Source organism: Micromonospora sp. WMMA1947, assembly GCF_027497355.1.
Lineage (GTDB): Bacteria > Actinomycetota > Actinomycetes > Mycobacteriales > Micromonosporaceae > Micromonospora.
In genome coordinates this window covers 1,706,477-1,723,735 of sequence record NZ_CP114909.1, presented here as the reverse complement: position 1 = coordinate 1,723,735, position 17,259 = coordinate 1,706,477, and the positions used below count along the sequence as shown (strand labels likewise).

Sequence of the window (17,259 nt, the reverse complement as noted above, 5' to 3'; positions counted from 1 at the left end):
CACGCCCGGTTGCTCCACGCCCTACTGCTATCACTATCGATAGTGATAGTGTTCGGCCATGGCGATGTCGATGGAGCGGTGGGCGGAGGTGGCGCTGCACCCGGTGCGGCTCCGCGTCCTGCGTGCCGTGGCGGGCACCCGGGTGACCACTCACGACCTGGTCGAGCTGCTGCCCGACGTCCCGCACGCCACGCTCTACCGGCACCTGGCGACGCTCGTGAAGACCGGGATGCTCGACGTGGTGGAGGAGCGCAAGGTGCGCGGCGCCGTCGAGCGGGTGTACGCGCTGCCCGCGCACGGCGCGGCGCTGGACCCGGCGGCCCTGGCGACGGCGACGCCGGAGGACCACGCGCGCTACTTCACCGCGTTCGTGTCGAGCCTGCTGTCCGAGTTCTCCCGCTACCTCGCCCGGGAGTCCGTCGACTTCGTCGCCGACGGGGTCGGATACCAGCAGCTCGTCCTGCACCTGACCGACGCCGAGCTGCACGAGTTCGCAGCCGGGCTCAACGCGCTGGTCGGCCCGTTGCTCGCCAAAGGGCCCGGCGACGGTCGGACCCCCCGGCTGCTGGCGACCATCCTGATGCCCGCCGATCGCCAGGCGACCCCCGGCGACACGCACACGTCAGCGCACGACTCCGACACGACGAAGGGCGACGACTGATGGCCTCCGTAATTCTCGACGGCGACGTGATCGACATCCGGTTCACCGGATGGGAACGGATGTGGGTCGGGCGGGAGCGGTTCGCGCTGCGCCTGGCCGCCGTGCGGCACGCCGCCCCGGTGGACGAGCCGATCCGGCTGGCCCGCGGCGCCCGGCGCGGGTACGCCGTGTCCGGCTTCGCCAAGATCGGCGTCTGGGGTCTGTTCGGCGGTCCCCGGCAGCTCGTAGCGGCCCGGCGGGGGCAGCCCGGCCTGCACCTGGTGCTGGACCGCGCGGCGGCCGGCGGGGAGTTCGACGAGGTGGTGGTCTCCGACCCGGCCGCGCCGGGCCTCGCCGAGACGATCGGGCGTGCGACGCGGGGCCGGCCGTGACCGGCGACCACCTGGCGATCGAGGCGTCGGGCCTGACCAAACGCTACGGCGACGTGACCGCCGTACGCGATCTGACCTTCACCGTGCGACCCGGCGCCGTCACCGGCTTCCTCGGCCCGAACGGCGCCGGCAAGACCACCACGATGCGCATGCTGACCGGACTGGTGACGCCGACCAGCGGCACCGCCACCATCGGCGGGCAGCCCTACGGCCGGCTGGCCCAGCCGGCACGGACCGTCGGCGCGGTGTTCGACGGCAACGCGTTCCACCCCGGCCACACCGCCCGTGACCACCTGGGCGTCTACGCCGCGATGGCCGGCTGCCCGGGCGGCAGGGTCGCGGAACTGCTGGACCTGCTCGGCCTCGCCCACGCCGCCGACCGTCGTACCCGAGGGTTCTCCACCGGCATGCGGCAACGGCTCAGCCTCGCCACGGCGATGCTCGGCGACCCGCGTGTCCTCCTGCTCGACGAACCGGCGAACGGCCTGGACCCGGAAGGCATGTCGTGGCTGCGCGGGCTGCTGCGCCGCCTCGCCGACGAGGGCCGCACCGTGCTGATCTCCAGCCACGTCCTGCACGAGGTCCAGCAGGTGGTGGACGACGTGGTGGTCATCCGGCGCGGGGAACTCGTCGCCGCCGGGCCGTGGTCCCGGCTCACCGGCCCGCCGACGGTGCTCGTCACCTCGCCGGACGCGACAGCTCTGGCCGCCGCGCTGGCGGCCGCCGCCGGGTCCGTCGAGGCCGCCGGGCCCGGCCGGCTGCGGGTACGCGGACTGGACGCGCCGGGCGTCGCCGACCTCGCCGCGGCCCATCGCGTGCGGGTCCACGAGCTGGTCACCGAGACCACAAGCCTCGAACAGCTCTTCCTCGACCTGACCACCGACAAGGCGGAGGCCCGATGAACCTGCTCAGAGCGGAACTGCGCCGGGTGCTGGCGACCCGGATGTGGGGTGCGCTGCTGCTCGCGTCCGTCGCGCTGGGCGGCGGCCTGGTCGGGATGATGGCGCTGGTCGGGCCGGAGAACTTCGACCCGCCGATGCCCGGCCTGCACACCGAGGAGGGCCTGCGGTCGATCCTCGGCATCCTCGGCTTCACCGCCTTCGTGCCGGCCGCCGCCGGTGCCCTCGCGGCCACCTCCGAGTACCGGCACGGCACCGCCGCCGTCACGTTCGTGTTCGCGCCGCGCCGTGGGCGGGTGCTCGCCGCCAAACTCGTCACCCACGCGGTCGTCGGCCTCGCCTACGGACTCGCGCTCGCCGTCGCCGCCTCGGCAGCCCTGTTCACGGTCGCCGCCGCGCGCGGCGTGCCGCTGGGCCTGCCCGCCCCCACTGTGCTGGCGCTGCTCGCCCGCATCGGCGTCGCGATGGCTGTCTACCTGCTCGTCGGCGTCGGCGTGGGCGCCCTGCTCCGTAACCAGGTCGCGGCGGTCTGCGTGGTGGTCGGCTACCTGTACCTGGCCGAGCCGGTCCTGATGATGATCCCCGGCGTCAACGCGCTCTACCCGCTCCTGCCCGGCGGGGCCACCGCCGCGCTCACCGACTTCACCTACGTCGCCGACGCGATGTCCGCGCAGCTCGGCAGCGACGCCGTGGCGCTCCTGCCGCCGGCTGCCGGCGCCCTGCTGCTGACCGCGTACGCGCTGACCGCAGCCGCGCTCGCCGTGGTCGTCCCGATGCGCCGCGACATCACCTGAGTGTCGCCGCGGCGCCCCCGCACGATCGGGACCTCGCTCTCGCTGACCCACCACCCGCGCAGCCCGCTCACCGTCGAGGAGGTGCTGGACCGCGCTCGCGGCGGTCAGGGGCGCAGCACGTAGCGTCCGCGTACTCCGCCCTTGGCCGCCTCCCGGTGGGCGTCCGCCACCCGGTCGAGCGGCACCACCGCGTGCACCCGCGCGGGCAGCTCACCGGCGGCGGTGCGGGCGAGCAGGTCGGCCAGGCGTACCCCGTCGGCGTGCACCTCGACCGCGCGCACCGTGACGTCGCGCTCGGCGGCCGGGTGGGCGTTCGGCCGTACCCCGACGAACACGCCGCCGTCACCCACCAGCACGAGCCCGCGGTCCTGGAGCACCGCGGCGTCGGCGACCGCGTCCCAGCCCGGTTCGGCGGCGGTGGTGAAGTCGGCGCCGAGCCCGCGCACGAACTCCTCGTCCTCGGCCCGCGCCAGGCCGGTCACCCGCCACCCCCGGTCTCGGGCGAGCGGCACGACGTAGCCGCCCACCGCGCCGGCCGCGCCGGTGACCAGCAGCCGGCCGCCGGCGGGCGGCTCGCCGAGCAGGTCGACGATCTGCGCCGCGGTCAGGCCGTTGAGCGGCACCGTCGCCGCCGCCACCAGATCCAGATCATCGGGTACGACCGCCAGGTCGGCCACGGGTACGACGAGCTGCTCGGCGTACGTGCCGAAGTCGCGGTCGAACCCGCCGACGAGCCCGGCGACCCGGGTGCCCACGGCGAGGTCGACGCCCGGCCCGGCGGCGGCGACGACACCGGCGAAGTCCCAGCCCAGGCCGGTGTGGTGCGGCTGGCGGATGAGCCCCAGCGAGTGGAAGAAGCCGCCGACGACGCCGAGGTCGGCCGGGTTGACCGGAGCCGCCGCGACGTCCACCCGGACCTCACCGGGCCCCGGCTCGCGCTCCGGGACGTCGATGATCTCGATGGCGTCGGGTCCGCCCGGGGTGCGGACGACGGCAGTGCGGAAGGTACGCGTACCCATGGTGTGTCTCCTTTTGTTTCGTGGGGATTCCCTGCTCCACGATGGAGGGGTAACTTCCCATCGGGAAGTACGCACTTCGGAGTGCGTTGGGTACCCCCGAGTAGGAGGCGGACGATGCCGACGCAGACGGCGGCGGAGAAGCGGGCGCAGGCGCGGGAGGCGTACGACGCGTTCCTCGCCGGCTGCCCGAGCCGGCAGCTCCTGGACCGGATCTCCGACAAGTGGGTGGCGCTGATCCTGGCCGCGCTCGGCCGCGACGGCCCGGACCGCAACGCGGATCCGCAGGTCATGCGCTACTCCGAGTTGTCCCGCCGGCTGGCCGGGGTCAGCCAGAAGATGCTCACCCAGACGTTGCGCTCACTGGAACGCGACGGCCTGGTCACCCGCACCGTGACGCCGAGCGTGCCGGTGACCGTCACGTACGAGCTGACCGACCTCGGCCAGTCGCTGCACCGGCTGATGTACGGCATGAAGCTGTGGGCCGAGGCGCACATGGACGAGGTGCACGCCAACCGCGAGCGGTACGACGCGGCCGCCCAGCACTGACCGGCCACGCCGGATTCTCCGAAACTTTCGGTCCGCGTCGCGCCTCTCGTCGCGCTTCGCTCTCATGGTCATGTATGGGCTCCCGCGCTGATCAGCCGGTTGAGTCCATGTTCGATTCGACATCGACATTGACCGATCGTGCCGTCGCGGATATCTTCCCAGGGAAGTTACCGGTACATCTTCGAAAAGTTTCAGGGCAGTGACGCGGGGGTGTGCGCACCGCCGCTCCCACCCGCGTCCAGCCGGGCATCGCCAGCGCATCATCGTCCGATATGCAGAGGAGTGTCATGAAACATCTACCGAGGCGCAGCCACCGCGTGGTGCTGGCCGCCGTCAGCAGCGCGCTGGCCCTGGCCGGTGCTGCGCTCGTGGTGCCCAGCCTGGCCCAGGCAGCGGAGAGCACGCTCGGTGCCGCCGCCGCGCAGTCGGGCCGCTACTTCGGCACGGCCATCGCGGCGAACCGGCTGAACGACTCCACGTACAGCACCATCGCGGCGCGTGAGTTCAACATGATCACCGCCGAGAACGAGATGAAGCCGGAAGCGCTCCAGCCCAACCGGGGCCAGTTCAACTTCTCCTCCGGTGACCAGATCTACAACTGGGCCACCCAGCGGGGCCTGAAGGTCCGTGGTCACACGCTGGCGTGGCACGCGCAGCAGCCGGGTTGGATGCAGAGCCTGAACGGCAGCAACCTGCGTCAGGCGATGATCGACCACATCAACGGCGTGATGGCCCACTACCGGGGCAAGCTGGCCGCGTGGGACGTGGTGAACGAGGCGTTCAACGAGGACGGCAGCCGCCGCAGCTCGAACCTGCAGGGCACCGGTAACGACTGGATCGAGGTGGCGTTCCGCACCGCGCGGGCGGCCGACCCGTCGACGAAGCTCTGCTACAACGACTACAACATCGAGAACTGGTCGTACGGCAAGACGCAGGGTGTGTACAACATGATCCGGGACTTCAAGTCCCGTGGCGTGCCGATCGACTGCGTGGGTCTGCAGACCCACTTCACCGGCGGCAGCTCGCTGCCCGGCAACTTCCAGACCACGCTGCAGAACTTCGCCGCGCTCGGCGTCGACGTGGCGCTGACCGAGGTCGACGTCACGAACTCCTCGACCAGCCAGTACGCGGGTCTGACCCAGGCGTGCATCAACGTGCCGCGCTGCATCGGCATCACCGTCTGGGGCGTGCGTGACAGCGACTCGTGGCGCTCCAACGAGAGCCCGCTGCTGTTCGACGGCGGCGGCAACAAGAAGGCCGCGTACAACTCGGTCCTCAACGTCCTCAACTCCGCGTCGCCCAACCCCACGCCGACCACTACCGTGTCGCCGACCGCCGGGCCGACCACGCCGCCGCCGACCACCGGCGCGAGCCGCATCGTCGGTAGCCAGTCCGGCCGGTGCATCGACGTACCGAACTCCTCGCAGAGCAACGGCACCCGGGTGCAGCTCTACGACTGCCACGGCCAGACCAACCAGCGGTGGACCTACACCTCCAGCCGGCAGCTGACCGTGTACGGCTCGATGTGCCTGGACGCCGCCGGCTCCGGCAACGGCTCGGCAGTCCAGATCTACAGCTGCAACGGGCAGACGAACCAGCAGTGGAACGTCAACTCCAACGGCACCATCACCGGAGTCCAGTCCGGCCGCTGCCTCGACGTCTGGGGCACCGGCAACGGCCAGCAGGTGCAGCTCTACGCCTGCAACGGCCAGGCCAACCAGCGGTTCCAGCTCGTCGCGACGAGCTGATCCTCTCGTACGGAAAACGGCTCACCGTCGTGGTCTCGGCCACGACGGTGAGCCGTCCGCGTTGTGCTCGTGCTGCCGGTGTCAGCCGATCAGCAACTCGGTGCGGTAGTCGGGGGCCAGCGCCGCCGCCCGGTTCCGGCGCTCGGCCTGCTCCTCCTCGGTGAGGGCCGGCGGCGGTGAGGTGGGACCGTCCACCCGGTCGCCCACCCGCAGGAAGTACTCGTCCTGCCCCGCCGGGGTGCACATGCAGAGCAGCCGAGCGGGCTGGTCGAACGAGTTGCGGAAGAAGTGCGGCGCGTTCGCCGGAATGTTGATCGTCTCCCCGGCCCGCGCGACTGTCTGCTCGCCCCGGAACGTGAACTCCACCGCCCCGTCGAGCACCGTGAACATCTCCTCGAAGTCGTGCCGGTGTGGAGGCGGCCCACCACCCGGCGGAACCCGCATGTCGATCAGGCAGTATCGGCCGGCCGTCTGCTCGCCGGTGACCAGGATCGTGTAGGTGCCGCCCGCGATGGCGAGGTGCGCCAGGGCGGGGTCGTCGGGACGGGCGTGGACGAGGGTACGGGTCGGATCGTCGGACGGGATCGCACCGCTGGACATCGGCTCTCTCCTCGATCGTCGGTCTGCGGATCGATCCCCCTCATAGCCATCAGGAAAGCCGCTAAACCTGGCGCTCTCGGCTGCGGTCGTCAGGATCCGCCACGGCGTGCGACTCGGTCAGGTTCCGCTCGGCGGCATCGCCCTTCTCAAGCTCTGCCATCGATCGGCGCATTGCGGCGGCGTTGCTCGGGTCGCGAAGGAGGTACTCGGTTTCCCTCGACCCGCCTTCCGCCGGCGGCACGATCATCACAGGCTCCTGGCCGGATCGAGTCATCGTTTCCTCCGCGTCATCGGTGACGCGGACGAGTCAGTGTTCCGTACTCCTGGCGTCGGTAGAGCCGTTTCCCGCGTCCAGCCGAGAAAGCGGCGGTGCAGCACGCCGGCCGGCGTCCAGGGCATGTCCTCGGTGGCTTGGACGAGGTAGGAGCCGAGGTAGAGAGCCAGCGACACCGGAGCGTCGGCGTACTCCGCGCGCAGTTCCCGCTTGCGCGTGGGGCAGGGCCAGGGCAGGTCGCAGCCGCCACAGCTCCAGACCGGCATGACCGGGCCGTGGGTGGTCACCGCACACCCTCCAGAAACCGGGCGGTGATCGTCCGTGCCTGCCGGCTGGTCGCCCATTCCACCTGCCAGCAGGGGTACGGAGTCAGCCGTGACCACCAGGCGCGGCAGCCGGTGCACATGCCGTCGAAGCCTCGAACATGCACGGCCAGGATCGCCTGCTCCTGGTCGTCTCTCACGGCGAGTCCTCTCCGGGCCAGTGGCCACGATTGATGGGGATTCGGTGCCGGGCGCGACAGGGCAGATCGCCTCCGCAGCGGCAGGTCCGTCGCCATTTCCGCCAGCACCAGACCGGCCGATGCCGCCGGGCGAGAGTGAGGGCCGTGGCGACCAGATAGTCCTCGTACGAGACGTGCCGCCTGGTCGGAGGCATTCGGCCGAGCCCGCCGGCGGCCATCCGGCTCACCGCTGCTTCGTCGGCACGTCCGGTGCCGGCCCTCGGTCGCCCTGGGATCGCCTCAGCTGTGCTGCGTGGTCGAGCAACCGCTGGCGGGCTGCCACGTACTCGGCGTCCTGGTACTGCTGCCCTCTCCGGGGCGGTGGTAGGGACTCGTGCTGCCGGAGCAGCCACCGGAAGAACTGGTCCAGGTAGCCACGCATCGTCACGAGCCTGCCCGCTCAGATCCGGAGACGGTGTCCAACTCGGGCAGGCCATTCGGGTCATCGGCATCGAGGTCCATGCCGGATACGGTTCCGCCGACTGAGCTGCGGCGACCATGTCGCGAGGTCATGTCACGGTGACATGAGCACACTCGACCTGCCGGTACGCCGGCCGTAGGCTCCGGACCGAGCACCTTGGGTAGTCGCCCGACAACGCTGGGAGCCGTTGTGCTGGTAGGGAATCTCCGGGTACCTGACGACCTCTGGTCGCGAGAGGACGTGCACACCGCCCTGACGGGCCGCGACATAGGCGCACTGTTCCGGCTGCTCGCCCGGCACACGGGTGCGAGCCAAACCCGCATCGGTGCGGCTGTCGGGCTTGAGCAGGGCTACGTCAGCAGGATCATCGCCGGCCGACGGGTGACCTCGATCGACGTGTTGGAACGGATCGCCACCGGTTGTGGCATGCCCGACGACGCCCGGATGACGCTGGGCCTCGCGCCCCGCCAGGGGTCATATCGCCCGACCATGGCGGACCAATCCCGCGGTCGGCACAGTGACGTGCCGGCCAACCGGTCCTGGCGCGAGGACGTCCAGGCCGCCGCGCAGCTATGGGAAGGCGATGTGAACCGTCGAGACATGCTTCGCCAGACAGTGTTCAGCTCCACGGCATACACCCTGCCCGCCCTACGCTGGTTCACCGCCACCACAGCGCAGCCCGTCGAGCAGGAGGGGCGCCGGACGGTCGGTCAACCCGACATCGACACCATCCGCCAGATGACCGCCACCTATCGGCGACTCGACAATCAGTACGGCGGCGGGCACGCGCGCGACAACGTCACCCGCTTCCTGCACCACGAGGTCACACCCCTCGTGGTCGAGGGCCGGTACGACACGGCGACCGGCCGCAGACTGCTCACCGCCGTTGCCGAACTGACCCAACTCGCCGGTTGGCAGGCGTACGACATGGCCGAGCACGGCCTCGCCCAGCGCTACCTCACTCAGGCCCTGGACCTGGCCAGAACGGCCGGCGACGCCGGGTTGGGCGCTGAGATCCTCGCCGCGATGAGCCACCAAGCCACCTACCTCGGGCACGCCGCCACCGGCGTTGACCTCGCCCGTGCCGCCCGGCAGACAGCACAGCGCGCCGGCCTCAGGGTGCTTACTGCCGAAGCAATGGTCATGGAAGCTCACGCCCACGCTGTCGCCCTCCACGAACGGGACTGTGCCGCCGCGCTTCACCAAGCAGAGCAAGCCCTCGACCGCGCCGACCGCAGCAGCGACCCGCAATGGCTCGGCTACTTCGACGAGGCGTACCTGTCAGCCAAGTTCGGCCACTGCTTCCACGCGCTCGGTCAACACCGTCGAGCCGAACGCTTCGCCGCTCGCTCACTGAAGATGGACGAGCGCTACGTACGCGGCAAAGCCTTCAACCTCGCCCTGCTGGCCAGCGTCCACGCTAGCCACGGCGAGCCGGAACGCGCCAGCGCCATCGGCACTGACGCCCTCACCCTGACCACGCAGCTACGGTCGGCCCGTGCCGTCCGCTACGTGCGCGACCTGCAAACCGGCCTGACAGCCCACCGTCGCACGCCGGCAGTACGGCAGTTCATCACCCGGGTCGACGCGGCGCTCGGCCAACGGCGCTGACTACAGCTCACCCCGGGCCTTCCGCGCCACCAACTCCAGCACCGCGATCACCGTGCCCGCACCAACGATTTCACCCTCGGACACGAGTCGCCGCGCCTCTTCCAGCGGAATCCAGGCCACCCGCTCGGTCTCGTTGACGTCCACCGGGGCGCCGATATGCTCCGCCTCGCGGGCAAGGAACAGCAAGTTCTCCGCGTCCGCGGTCGCCACCCACGGCTGAAACGACAGCAATGGCTCTACTGCCTCGGGGCGCCACCCGGTCTCCTCCTCGACCTCCCGGACTGCGCACTTCGCCGGATCCTCGCCCTCGTCGACGTAGCCGCCCGGCAGCTCCCACACCCACCGGTCGAAGACGAACCGGTGCCGTCGCATCAGAAGCAGGCGCTCCTGGCCGTCGAGCACGGCAACCATGGCCGACCGGGGCGCCCGAATCACGTACTGCTCGAAGCGGACCCCGTCCGGAAGCTCCACGTCTGCGATGCTCAACCGGGAGCGCCGGCTCCCGTCGACAACCCGCTCACCATGAATCGTCCACCGTGTCGACCTGCTAGCCGGTTCCTCCGTCACTCGGCCAGTATCCGACCGGTGGCGCCGAAACGCTGTCGAGCGGTTCCCCGACGACTCGACTCAGTCCCGCAAGGGGTTGCCCCGGTTGCCAAGGAGCATCCGGCTTCTTCATCGAGTAGTAGGGCGCAAGCGGCACGACCAGTACGGGCTAACGGATGGGTCGGTCACCGCCCCTCCCTACGCGCTGGGTGTACGGAACCCTGTACAACGGCCTCCCGAGGCGGACAGAGTGCAGTCAACCTAGGACCAGCCCTGCAGACCAACCCGTCCATCGCGCAAGGCGTTCTGCTGAAACACGACAGTCGGCGACAGGTATCTCCGTAAGGGGCTATGTACTCTCCGTCCCTGCCTCTGTAGCCTGCGATCATGGCCGGAGAGATCCAGCAGCTTGCGGGGTTTGATGGGCTACGCCGAGCCAAGGAATGGCTTGATGCATCGACACGCGTGGCGCATGCATGGACGATCGAAGACGAGCCACTGCGGGAACTGCTTGAGTTCGAGTGGCCACATGGCGGAAAAGGCTTTTCCTTCGATCTTGGCGGCAAGATGCGTGGCGGCGCCTTCCAAGACAATTCCTTTGTCGCAGAGGTCAAGAACTATCGGCGCGAATCTGACCTACCAGATCATTTCAAGAGCTTCCTGGCGAAGTGTTACGTCGCCTACAAAGCGAAGCCGGCCAGGTGTAATCACATGATGTGGATATCCTGGGCACCATTCCAGGCGCGGAAGTGGGATCAGCACACCTCGCCGGATAATGTCCGTGAAGCGGTAATCCATTACCGAGAGGTGATCTTCGGTGTCAGCGACGAAGATGAGGCCAGGAAGGCTATAGACGAGTCGATCGTGTTTGAAGCGGCTCAGCGATTGTGGTTGATCACTCTGTGCGAGAAGCAGGAGCGGCTGGTTGTTTCCAACGAACATCTCGACGAGCTTGTGAAGTTTATGCGAGCTGCTGAGAGGGTGGCCTGACATGCCCGATCGCCACTCCGCCTCGCTTGATCGTCTGCTTGATTATCCCAACCCGGACGATCGTGTCAGGGTGATCAAGACGATGGTTGGGGACCGCCTGACCGAAGCGGATCCAGCGTCCGAGGTCCGCTTCACCGAGTATTTCAACCACACCTTTGCGCCAGATATGGTTCTCTCGTGGCCGAAGGAGAACCGGGAGCGTCTAGTATTTGTTCGCCCGAGTAGCAATCCGCAATGGATATCGGATGAGTTGCGGTGGATTTCTGCCAACAAGCCGATTGTGATGTCCCTCCGCTCGGCGTTCGGTCGCGATGCTGATGCTGAACAGGGCTTGGCTCGGGAAGCACAGAGGTCGGATGTTCTGGTGACCGACCCGGACGCGGTGCAAGAAATTAGTCAATCCGATCAGCCTATGGTTGACCTACTAGGTCACGCGATTCTGCGAGGCGGGCGAGGCTTACTTGATGAGGATGGATCACGGTCCGTGATCCGGCGCACAGCTGCGGGCTTCGTGGGAGCGGGGCAATTGCACGCAGACCAGACTGGCGCGGCGGTCGAGCTGTTCGCCCAAATTCTCGATCCCGAGCAGGCCGGACGAATGACGCGAGTAGTGCAGGCGGTTTGGGAAGGCCATGGAGGGACTGCATCTTCCTTCCCCCGTAGCAGCCTCGGGATCACGGGACCACTGACAGGTGAAGATGTTTCCCTCTTACTGGAGGTGGTTGAGACTCAGGCCATCGACTTCTGGCACCGCGTTGGCCGCAACATCTCCTTGGAACAACTCGGCGAGATGAACGTTGCGGATTTTTCTCCGGGCCTGCAAAGCATCGTGGCTGCGAATGCGGAACGATTAATGGCGCGAGGCCTACGGGTAATCGAGCGTCCGAAGTACCTGGGTGAGCCTGAAGTCGTACCTCGATGGCTCGTCGAAGGTAACTGTCTGGTTCTGCGCGGTTGGGGGTGGAGCGTCTACTTTGCAGCTTCGAAGAACCAGCTTCCACCCGACCAAGATCTTCGCCCGCCAACTGTGCGGGAGGTCAGGCGGAGGGCCAGAGACGCGGGATTGGTGATAAAAAATGTGCGAGTCGGAACTCCTGACCTCACCATTACTTTCGAATCGACAGTCGAAAAAAACGTCATGGAGCGCAGGGAGGTGGCGCAGCACGCCAATAGTTCAGACGCGGTTGTCACAACCGCAACTGTGAGTGCTCGGGCTGCCAGAGGGCTCATCTGTGATCTCCGGACGGGAAGCGCCAGTGGCCACACGAACGCGAGCTTTGAACTCCGGGACTTCATTCGTTATGCACTTCCAATTCTGCTCAGCCTGACGAAGGAGGAGCGCCAGAGCATCATGGCCCTCCTGCCGCCAGAGGCTGGCGCCGGTGGTTACGTCCAAGGCCAACTCCCAATTTGATCGCGGCACCTGCCGGAGCGGCGCCTTCTCCCGGATGCTGTCGGTGCCGCCGAACGGCTCGGCTAGGCCCTCCGGATATGGAGGAGGCATTCAGGCTGGCAGGCGCGGCCAAGATTGCGGCCACGCTTCCAGGCGCATGACTATTCGCAGGAGGCTTGCCTCAAACGCGACCTCGTCAAGCTCGCTTTCCCGACGGCGGGACCACAAGTCGCTCAGGTCATCTTCGATGGCACCAAGTTCGACGAGTCGATCGGCGCAGGCGAGGCTTCGCCGACGCGCCTCGGCCGGACTGCCGGAGTTGGTCGCCATCTTGTCTGCGGCCACGGCCCAGCGTGCAGCGCGCCTCTGCCGTGATGCCACGGCCGGCGGTCTCGACTGCCCGCAGGGTCCCTTCTGGCCCTCGAACGATCTCGACGAACAGGCCGAGCAGCCGTGAATTGCGCACGAGCGGTTGGTCCGGCATCGCCCACCTCTATCTGTTCGGTCCGCTGCCGCTTAGGAGAGCACCCCCGACACGGAGGTCGGGCTGGCGGTTGGTTCACTGCTGCACTTCGCTGATGCATCTCGCCGCTGTACCGGCCTGGAGCACAACAAAAGCGGCCCCGTGGAGGGCCGCTGAGCTGGAACGAAGTGGGCCGCCAGGGACTCGAACCCTGAACCTATGGATTAAAAGTCCACAGCTCTGCCATTGAGCTAGCGGCCCGCACGGCACAGGTTACCCGAACCCGATCAGCCCGGCGTGCGTCGCGCACCGACCCTCCGAGCACGCCCCAACCACCGACACGACGCCGCTTCGGGGCCCTCCGCTGCGTCCCCGGGCCGCTACGCTTCGGCAATGTCGAGCTGGCGCCGGCACGGCCTCAAAGCGGAAGCCGCAGTGGTGCCTGCCGTCGCCTTGGTGACCCTGCTCGGCCTGGTGGTGCAGGCGGAGGGCATCGACACCACCGCCGAGTTCGTGGCGCTGCTTGTCGTCCTGGCGTCCTCCGCCGCGCTCTACCTGCGCCGGCGACAACCGGTGGGCGTGGGCCTGGTGGCGCTGGCCGCGGTCGCCGCGTACGGGGCTCTGCTGCACCGGCCCGGGCCGATCATGCTGGTGTTCGTCGTGGCGCTGTACACGGTCGTCGACGAGGGATACCTCGCGGTCGCGGTGGGGCTCGGCCTGGCCTCGGTCGTCTCCTTCGCCGTCGCCGACAGCTACACCCGGACCGGCGCCGGCGGGAACGGGGCGACGCTGCTGCACGCCGGCTGGCTGGTCGCGGTCATCGTCGGTGTGACCCGTAACCGGCGGGCCTATCTCGCCGAGGTGCAGGCCCGGGTGCTCGCAGCGGAGCAGCGTAAGGAGGAGGAGGCCCGCCACCGGGCCACCGAGGAGCGGCTGCGGATCGCCCGCGAGCTGCACGACCTGCTCGGCCACCACCTCTCGCTGATCAGCGTGCAGGCGAGCGCCGCGCTGCACCGGCCCGATCCGGATCGCTCGGCGGAGGCGCTCGCGGTGATCAAGCAGACCAGCCGGGAGACGCTGCGCGAGCTGCGGGCGGCGCTCGGCGTGCTCCGGCAGGAGGGTACGTCCCCGAGCCGTCCCGCACCCGGCCTCGAACGCCTCGACGAGCTGGTCACGGCGGCCGGGCGATGCGGGCTGACGGTGCGTACCGAGGTGACGGAGACCGGGCCGTTCCCGCCGGAGGTGGATCTGTCCGCGTACCGGATCGTCCAGGAGGCGCTCACCAACGTGAGCCGTCACGCGGGCGCGCGCACGGCGGTGGTCCGGGTCGTGCCGGACGGCGACGAGGTGCTCGTGGAGGTGGCGGACGACGGCGCCGGTCCCACGGGTCCGCCCGGGAACGGGATCCTCGGCATGGAGGAGCGGGCCCGGGCGCTGGGCGGCTCGCTCACCACCGGGCCCGGCCCGGACGGCGGGTTCCTGGTGCGGGCCCGCCTTCCGCTGCGGCCCGCCCCGCTGCCGGTTCCGGCGCCACGCACGGCACAGGGGGAGACCAAATGATCCGGTTGCTGCTCGCCGACGACCAGACTTTGGTACGCGCCGGCTTCCGCTCCATCCTCGACGGCGAGGACGGCATCGAGGTGGTCGGCGAGGCAGCCGACGGCACCACTGCGGTACGGCTGACGCGGGAACTGCGGCCGGACGTCGTCCTCATGGACATCCGGATGCCGCTGCTGGACGGGCTTGCCGCCACCCGGGAGATCGTCGCCGGCACCGACGCCCGGGTGATCATCCTGACCACCTTCGACCTGGACGACTACGTCTACGGCGCGTTGCGGGCCGGCGCGAGCGGGTTCCTGGTCAAGGACACCGAGCCGGCGGAGCTGATCCACGGCGTACGGGTGGTGGCGCGGGGCGACGCGTTGATCGCCCCGGCCGTCACCCGCCGGCTGATCGCCGAGTTCGCCGCCCGGACCCGGCACCCGGACCCGTGCCCCCGACTGAACGCGCTGACCGAGCGGGAGCGGGAGGTGCTCGCCCTGGTTGCCGCCGGCCTGTCCAACGACGAGATCGCGGCCCGGTTGGTGCTGAGCCCGGCCACCGCGAAGACGCACGTCAGCCGGATCATGACCAAGACGCGGGTACGGGACCGGGCCCAGCTGGTGGTGCTCGCGTACGAGTCGGGGCTCACCGTGCCCGGCTGGCTCACCGCGTCCTGACCGAGAGGCCGGGATGGACCGAGCTGCCGGGACGGACCGAGCGGCCGGTCAGGCGGTACGCCGGGAACGGGCCAGCACCAGCCCGCCCAGCACCGCCCCGATCAGCCCGAACGCCACACCCGCGACCGCGCCGGCCCGGCCCTGACCGCTGCCGAGACCCTCGGTGGTCAGCGCCAGGTGCCACGCGCTGAGGACCAGGCCGACCACTCCCGCCGCGGCAGCCACCAGGGCCTGGACGCGCCCCTCTCCCGCCCCGCGGCGGGAGCGGCTGAGCGCCAGCCCGCCGACGACCACGCTGGCCAGGGCCACCACGGCGAAGGCAGTGGCGCCGGCCCGGCCGGAGCCGCCGATGCCCCCTTCGGCCAGCGAGGTGTGCGCGGCCGGGGCGAACTCCCCGACGACAGTGGTGGCGAGCAGGTGACGGATGGACATCTGGGACTCCCTCGGGTCGCGACAAGTGGTGACGGCCGCAGCGTATGGACGGGCATCGCCGCCGGTCGTCGTCCCGGAGTCGTCGAGCGGGCTACCACCACGGGAGTACGCGCTCCGCCCGCGTACCCCAGGGGTTGTGCCCGTCAGGCGTGAACGGCGGCGGCCGGGGAACCTGGGCGACCATGCGAGTCACGAGCACCGCCGCCGTGGCGGCGTCCCGCGAGGTGCCGGGCGACGACGGCGTACGCCGGCCCGGCGGTGAGGTGCACGCCTGGCTGCCGGGGCAGAACCAGACGCTGTGCGGGCTGCCGCTGAGCCGGACCCGGCTGCGCCGCTTCCCGCACGTGCCGTTCGACTACTCCGGCACCGACGTGCTCACCGAGGCCGACCCGGAGGGCTGGCTCTGCCCGCGCTGCCTCGCCGCCACCGCCGGTCGCCGCGACCGGGAGAAGGGCTGGGTGCGGACGAACCCCCGTCCGTGAGCGGTTGCTGCCCGGTTCAGCGGGTACGGCACGACCATGCGCATCGTGATCGTGGGGGCGACCGGCAACGTGGGGACGGCGGTGCTGCGCCGGCTGCGGCGGGAGGCGGGCACCGAACTGGTCGGCGTGGCCCGGCGGCTGCCCGGACCGGACGCCGGTGAACCGTACGACGACGTGGAGTGGCACTCCTGCGACATCGGCGCACCGGGCGCCGCCGACCAGCTCGTGCGGATCTTCGCCGGGGCGCGGGCAGTCGTACACCTGGCCTGGCAGATCCAGCCCAGCCACGACCGGCGCACGCTCTACCGGACCAACGTCGGCGGCAGCCGCGCGGTGATCGAGGCCGCCGTCCGCGTCGGCGTTCCGGCCCTGGTGTACGCCTCGTCGGTCGGCACCTACGCGCCCGGCCCGAAGAACCACCCGGTCAGCGAGAACTGGCCGGCGACCGGGGTGGAGACGTCGTCGTACAGCCGGGACAAGGCGGAGGTGGAGGCACTGCTCGACGGCGTGCAGCGGGAGCACCCGAATCTGCGGGTGGTACGCCTGCGGCCGGGACTGATCTTCCAGCGGGAGGCCGGTACGGAGATCAGCCGCTACTTCCTCGGCCCGCTGGTGCCGGTGCGCCTGCTCCGGTACGGCCGGATTCCGCTGGTGCCGTCGAACCGGCGACTCCGGATGCAGGCGGTGCACGCCGACGACGTCGCGGACGCGTACGCCCGGGCGGTCGTCGGGGATGCGAGCGGCGCCTTCAACGTGGCGGCCGACCCGGTGCTGACGCCGGAGCTGGTGGCCCGGCACTTCCACGGCTGGACGCTGCCGGTGGCGGTGCCGGTGCTGCGCGCCGCGGCGGCGGTGACCTGGCGGGCGCGGCTGCAGCCGGTCGACACCGGCTGGGTCGACCTGGCGCTGAACGTGCCGCTGATGTCCAGCCACCGTGCCGAGACCGAACTCGGCTGGAGCCCGAGCATCGACACGGTGACCGCCCTGAAGGAGCTGTTCGCCGGCATGGCTGCTCGGGCCGGCACCGACTCCCCGCCGCTGTCCCCGGATCCGACGCTGCCCGGCCGTCCCGCCGCCCTGACCAGAGGCGACCTCCCCGGCCACCCCAACCCCTACTGACCCCGCCCGTCGCCGCTGCGCGCTGCCCTGTCCCGTCCGGCGTCGGCCCGGCCCGGCTCTGGCCCCCTCGCCTCGCCCGCTGCGACCCCGCCTCGCCCTGCCTCGCCCTGTTGATCAAGGAGTTTGTGTTACGCACAGAGATCAACTAGGACACAAACCCCTTGATCAC

Annotated in this window: 19 protein-coding genes, 1 tRNA gene and 2 pseudogenes; 13 read left to right on the top strand and 9 right to left on the bottom strand. The window is 69.8% G+C overall.

Translation table 11 applies throughout. The features are described 5' to 3' along the window. Positions 1 to 58 precede the first annotated feature (58 nt). From O7604_RS08280 to O7604_RS08265, 4 genes are read left to right on the top strand one after another with little or no spacing between them, the layout of a single operon-like run. Positions 59 to 661 (top strand): helix-turn-helix domain-containing protein, encoded by a 603-nt coding sequence (locus tag O7604_RS08280; RefSeq protein ID WP_281579315.1) that lies wholly within the window; start codon positions 59 to 61, stop codon positions 659 to 661. Then, complete coding sequence (locus tag O7604_RS08275) at positions 661 to 1,032, top strand: hypothetical protein (protein ID WP_269702991.1); 372 nt, start codon at positions 661 to 663, stop codon at positions 1,030 to 1,032. The genes O7604_RS08280 and O7604_RS08275 overlap by 1 nt, the downstream gene beginning before the upstream one ends. Further along, positions 1,029 to 1,934, top strand: a complete 906-nt coding sequence (locus O7604_RS08270) for an ATP-binding cassette domain-containing protein (protein ID WP_269702989.1) — start codon at positions 1,029 to 1,031, stop codon at positions 1,932 to 1,934. The genes O7604_RS08275 and O7604_RS08270 overlap by 4 nt, the downstream gene beginning before the upstream one ends. After that, positions 1,931 to 2,725: an ABC transporter permease gene (locus O7604_RS08265; protein WP_269702987.1), complete on the top strand. Its 795-nt coding sequence runs from the start codon at positions 1,931 to 1,933 to the stop codon at positions 2,723 to 2,725. The genes O7604_RS08270 and O7604_RS08265 overlap by 4 nt, the downstream gene beginning before the upstream one ends. Positions 2,726 to 2,829: 104 nt before the next feature. Here the strand turns inward: O7604_RS08265 and O7604_RS08260 are convergent, their stop codons facing one another. Continuing rightward, on the bottom strand, positions 2,830 to 3,744 hold the full coding sequence (locus O7604_RS08260) for an NADP-dependent oxidoreductase (RefSeq protein WP_281579314.1): 915 nt from the start codon (positions 3,742 to 3,744) through the stop codon (positions 2,830 to 2,832). 114 nt (positions 3,745 to 3,858) lie between these two features. Here O7604_RS08260 and O7604_RS08255 point away from each other — a divergent pair, with 114 nt between their 5' ends. Both O7604_RS08255 and O7604_RS08250 read left to right on the top strand, forming a co-directional pair. Next, entirely contained in the window at positions 3,859 to 4,290 is a 432-nt protein-coding gene (locus O7604_RS08255; protein WP_269702985.1) for a helix-turn-helix domain-containing protein, read from the top strand. Between the two features lie 287 nt (positions 4,291 to 4,577). Beyond that, positions 4,578 to 6,038: an endo-1,4-beta-xylanase gene (locus tag O7604_RS08250; protein WP_281579313.1), complete on the top strand. Its 1,461-nt coding sequence runs from the start codon at positions 4,578 to 4,580 to the stop codon at positions 6,036 to 6,038. An 81-nt stretch (positions 6,039 to 6,119) separates the two neighbouring features. On the opposite strand, the gene O7604_RS08245 is transcribed toward O7604_RS08250, so the two are convergent. The 5 genes and pseudogenes from O7604_RS08245 to O7604_RS08230 form a co-directional block, all read right to left on the bottom strand. Next, positions 6,120 to 6,638: a cupin domain-containing protein gene (locus O7604_RS08245; RefSeq protein ID WP_281579312.1), complete on the bottom strand. Its 519-nt coding sequence runs from the start codon at positions 6,636 to 6,638 to the stop codon at positions 6,120 to 6,122. Positions 6,639 to 6,699: 61 nt separating this feature from the next. Beyond that, positions 6,700 to 6,885, bottom strand: a complete 186-nt coding sequence (locus tag O7604_RS08240) for a hypothetical protein (RefSeq protein ID WP_281579311.1) — start codon at positions 6,883 to 6,885, stop codon at positions 6,700 to 6,702. A 95-nt stretch (positions 6,886 to 6,980) separates the two neighbouring features. Beyond that, positions 6,981 to 7,199: pseudogene (locus O7604_RS29575) on the bottom strand (hypothetical protein); the annotation flags it as partial. After that, a pseudogene (locus O7604_RS29570) lies at positions 7,196 to 7,507 on the bottom strand (hypothetical protein); the annotation flags it as partial. The pseudogenes O7604_RS29575 and O7604_RS29570, both read right to left, overlap by 4 nt. A 91-nt stretch (positions 7,508 to 7,598) precedes the next feature. Further along, a complete protein-coding gene (locus O7604_RS08230) occupies positions 7,599 to 7,796 on the bottom strand; it encodes a hypothetical protein (protein WP_281579309.1) in 198 nt (65 codons plus the stop codon). 228 nt (positions 7,797 to 8,024) lie between these two features. On the opposite strand from O7604_RS08230, the gene O7604_RS08225 reads away from it, so the two are divergent. Beyond that, positions 8,025 to 9,446, top strand: coding sequence for a helix-turn-helix transcriptional regulator (locus O7604_RS08225; protein ID WP_281579308.1), 1,422 nt, complete (start codon positions 8,025 to 8,027; stop codon positions 9,444 to 9,446). Here O7604_RS08225 and O7604_RS08220 read toward each other — a convergent pair whose 3' ends face one another. Further along, the gene (locus tag O7604_RS08220; RefSeq protein ID WP_281579307.1) at positions 9,447 to 10,013 is read right to left on the bottom strand and encodes an NUDIX hydrolase; all 567 of its coding nucleotides are present in this window, start codon (positions 10,011 to 10,013) and stop codon (positions 9,447 to 9,449) included. Between the two features lie 366 nt (positions 10,014 to 10,379). Here O7604_RS08220 and O7604_RS08215 point away from each other — a divergent pair, with 366 nt between their 5' ends. Then, the gene (locus O7604_RS08215; RefSeq protein ID WP_281579306.1) at positions 10,380 to 10,982 is read left to right on the top strand and encodes a hypothetical protein; all 603 of its coding nucleotides are present in this window, start codon (positions 10,380 to 10,382) and stop codon (positions 10,980 to 10,982) included. Position 10,983: 1 nt separating this feature from the next. Then, positions 10,984 to 12,396, top strand: a complete 1,413-nt coding sequence (locus tag O7604_RS08210; RefSeq protein ID WP_281579305.1) for a hypothetical protein — start codon at positions 10,984 to 10,986, stop codon at positions 12,394 to 12,396. A 631-nt stretch (positions 12,397 to 13,027) separates the two neighbouring features. On the opposite strand, the gene O7604_RS08205 is transcribed toward O7604_RS08210, so the two are convergent. Next, a tRNA-Lys gene (locus tag O7604_RS08205) sits at positions 13,028 to 13,099 on the bottom strand. Between the two features lie 132 nt (positions 13,100 to 13,231). Between O7604_RS08205 and O7604_RS08200 the strand changes: the two genes are divergently transcribed. Beyond that, positions 13,232 to 14,398 (top strand): sensor histidine kinase, encoded by a 1,167-nt coding sequence (locus O7604_RS08200; RefSeq protein WP_281579304.1) that lies wholly within the window; start codon positions 13,232 to 13,234, stop codon positions 14,396 to 14,398. Further along, the gene (locus tag O7604_RS08195; RefSeq protein ID WP_269702970.1) at positions 14,395 to 15,057 is read left to right on the top strand and encodes a response regulator transcription factor; all 663 of its coding nucleotides are present in this window, start codon (positions 14,395 to 14,397) and stop codon (positions 15,055 to 15,057) included. Before O7604_RS08200 ends, O7604_RS08195 begins: the two co-directional genes overlap by 4 nt. A 48-nt stretch (positions 15,058 to 15,105) precedes the next feature. On the opposite strand, the gene O7604_RS08190 is transcribed toward O7604_RS08195, so the two are convergent. Continuing rightward, positions 15,106 to 15,489, bottom strand: a complete 384-nt coding sequence (locus tag O7604_RS08190; RefSeq protein WP_269702969.1) for a DUF6223 family protein — start codon at positions 15,487 to 15,489, stop codon at positions 15,106 to 15,108. A 182-nt stretch (positions 15,490 to 15,671) separates the two neighbouring features. Between O7604_RS08190 and O7604_RS08185 the strand changes: the two genes are divergently transcribed. Both O7604_RS08185 and O7604_RS08180 read left to right on the top strand, forming a co-directional pair. Next, positions 15,672 to 15,971, top strand: coding sequence for a hypothetical protein (locus tag O7604_RS08185; RefSeq protein WP_281579303.1), 300 nt, complete (start codon positions 15,672 to 15,674; stop codon positions 15,969 to 15,971). A gap of 36 nt (positions 15,972 to 16,007) precedes the next feature. Next, on the top strand, positions 16,008 to 17,090 hold the full coding sequence (locus O7604_RS08180; protein ID WP_281579302.1) for an NAD-dependent epimerase/dehydratase family protein: 1,083 nt from the start codon (positions 16,008 to 16,010) through the stop codon (positions 17,088 to 17,090). Positions 17,091 to 17,259: the final 169 nt, after the last annotated feature.

Excerpts from the sequence above, each read along its gene's own strand:
- O7604_RS08280 (WP_281579315.1), top strand. The coding sequence starts at position 59 with ATGGCGATGTCGATGGAGCGGTGGGCGGAGGTGGCGCTGCACCCGGTG.
- O7604_RS08275 (WP_269702991.1), top strand. The coding sequence starts at position 661 with ATGGCCTCCGTAATTCTCGACGGCGACGTGATCGACATCCGGTTCACC.
- O7604_RS08265 (WP_269702987.1), top strand. The coding sequence starts at position 1,931 with ATGAACCTGCTCAGAGCGGAACTGCGCCGGGTGCTGGCGACCCGGATG.
- O7604_RS08260 (WP_281579314.1), bottom strand. The coding sequence starts at position 3,744 with ATGGGTACGCGTACCTTCCGCACTGCCGTCGTCCGCACCCCGGGCGGA.
- O7604_RS08255 (WP_269702985.1), top strand. The coding sequence starts at position 3,859 with ATGCCGACGCAGACGGCGGCGGAGAAGCGGGCGCAGGCGCGGGAGGCG.
- O7604_RS08250 (WP_281579313.1), top strand. The coding sequence starts at position 4,578 with ATGAAACATCTACCGAGGCGCAGCCACCGCGTGGTGCTGGCCGCCGTC.
- O7604_RS08245 (WP_281579312.1), bottom strand. The coding sequence starts at position 6,638 with ATGTCCAGCGGTGCGATCCCGTCCGACGATCCGACCCGTACCCTCGTC.
- O7604_RS08240 (WP_281579311.1), bottom strand. The coding sequence starts at position 6,885 with ATGATCGTGCCGCCGGCGGAAGGCGGGTCGAGGGAAACCGAGTACCTC.
- O7604_RS08230 (WP_281579309.1), bottom strand. The coding sequence starts at position 7,796 with ATGCGTGGCTACCTGGACCAGTTCTTCCGGTGGCTGCTCCGGCAGCAC.
- O7604_RS08215 (WP_281579306.1), top strand. The coding sequence starts at position 10,380 with ATGGCCGGAGAGATCCAGCAGCTTGCGGGGTTTGATGGGCTACGCCGA.
- O7604_RS08210 (WP_281579305.1), top strand. The coding sequence starts at position 10,984 with ATGCCCGATCGCCACTCCGCCTCGCTTGATCGTCTGCTTGATTATCCC.
- O7604_RS08200 (WP_281579304.1), top strand. The coding sequence starts at position 13,232 with ATGTCGAGCTGGCGCCGGCACGGCCTCAAAGCGGAAGCCGCAGTGGTG.
- O7604_RS08195 (WP_269702970.1), top strand. The coding sequence starts at position 14,395 with ATGATCCGGTTGCTGCTCGCCGACGACCAGACTTTGGTACGCGCCGGC.
- O7604_RS08190 (WP_269702969.1), bottom strand. The coding sequence starts at position 15,489 with ATGTCCATCCGTCACCTGCTCGCCACCACTGTCGTCGGGGAGTTCGCC.
- O7604_RS08185 (WP_281579303.1), top strand. The coding sequence starts at position 15,672 with ATGCGAGTCACGAGCACCGCCGCCGTGGCGGCGTCCCGCGAGGTGCCG.
- O7604_RS08180 (WP_281579302.1), top strand. The coding sequence starts at position 16,008 with ATGCGCATCGTGATCGTGGGGGCGACCGGCAACGTGGGGACGGCGGTG.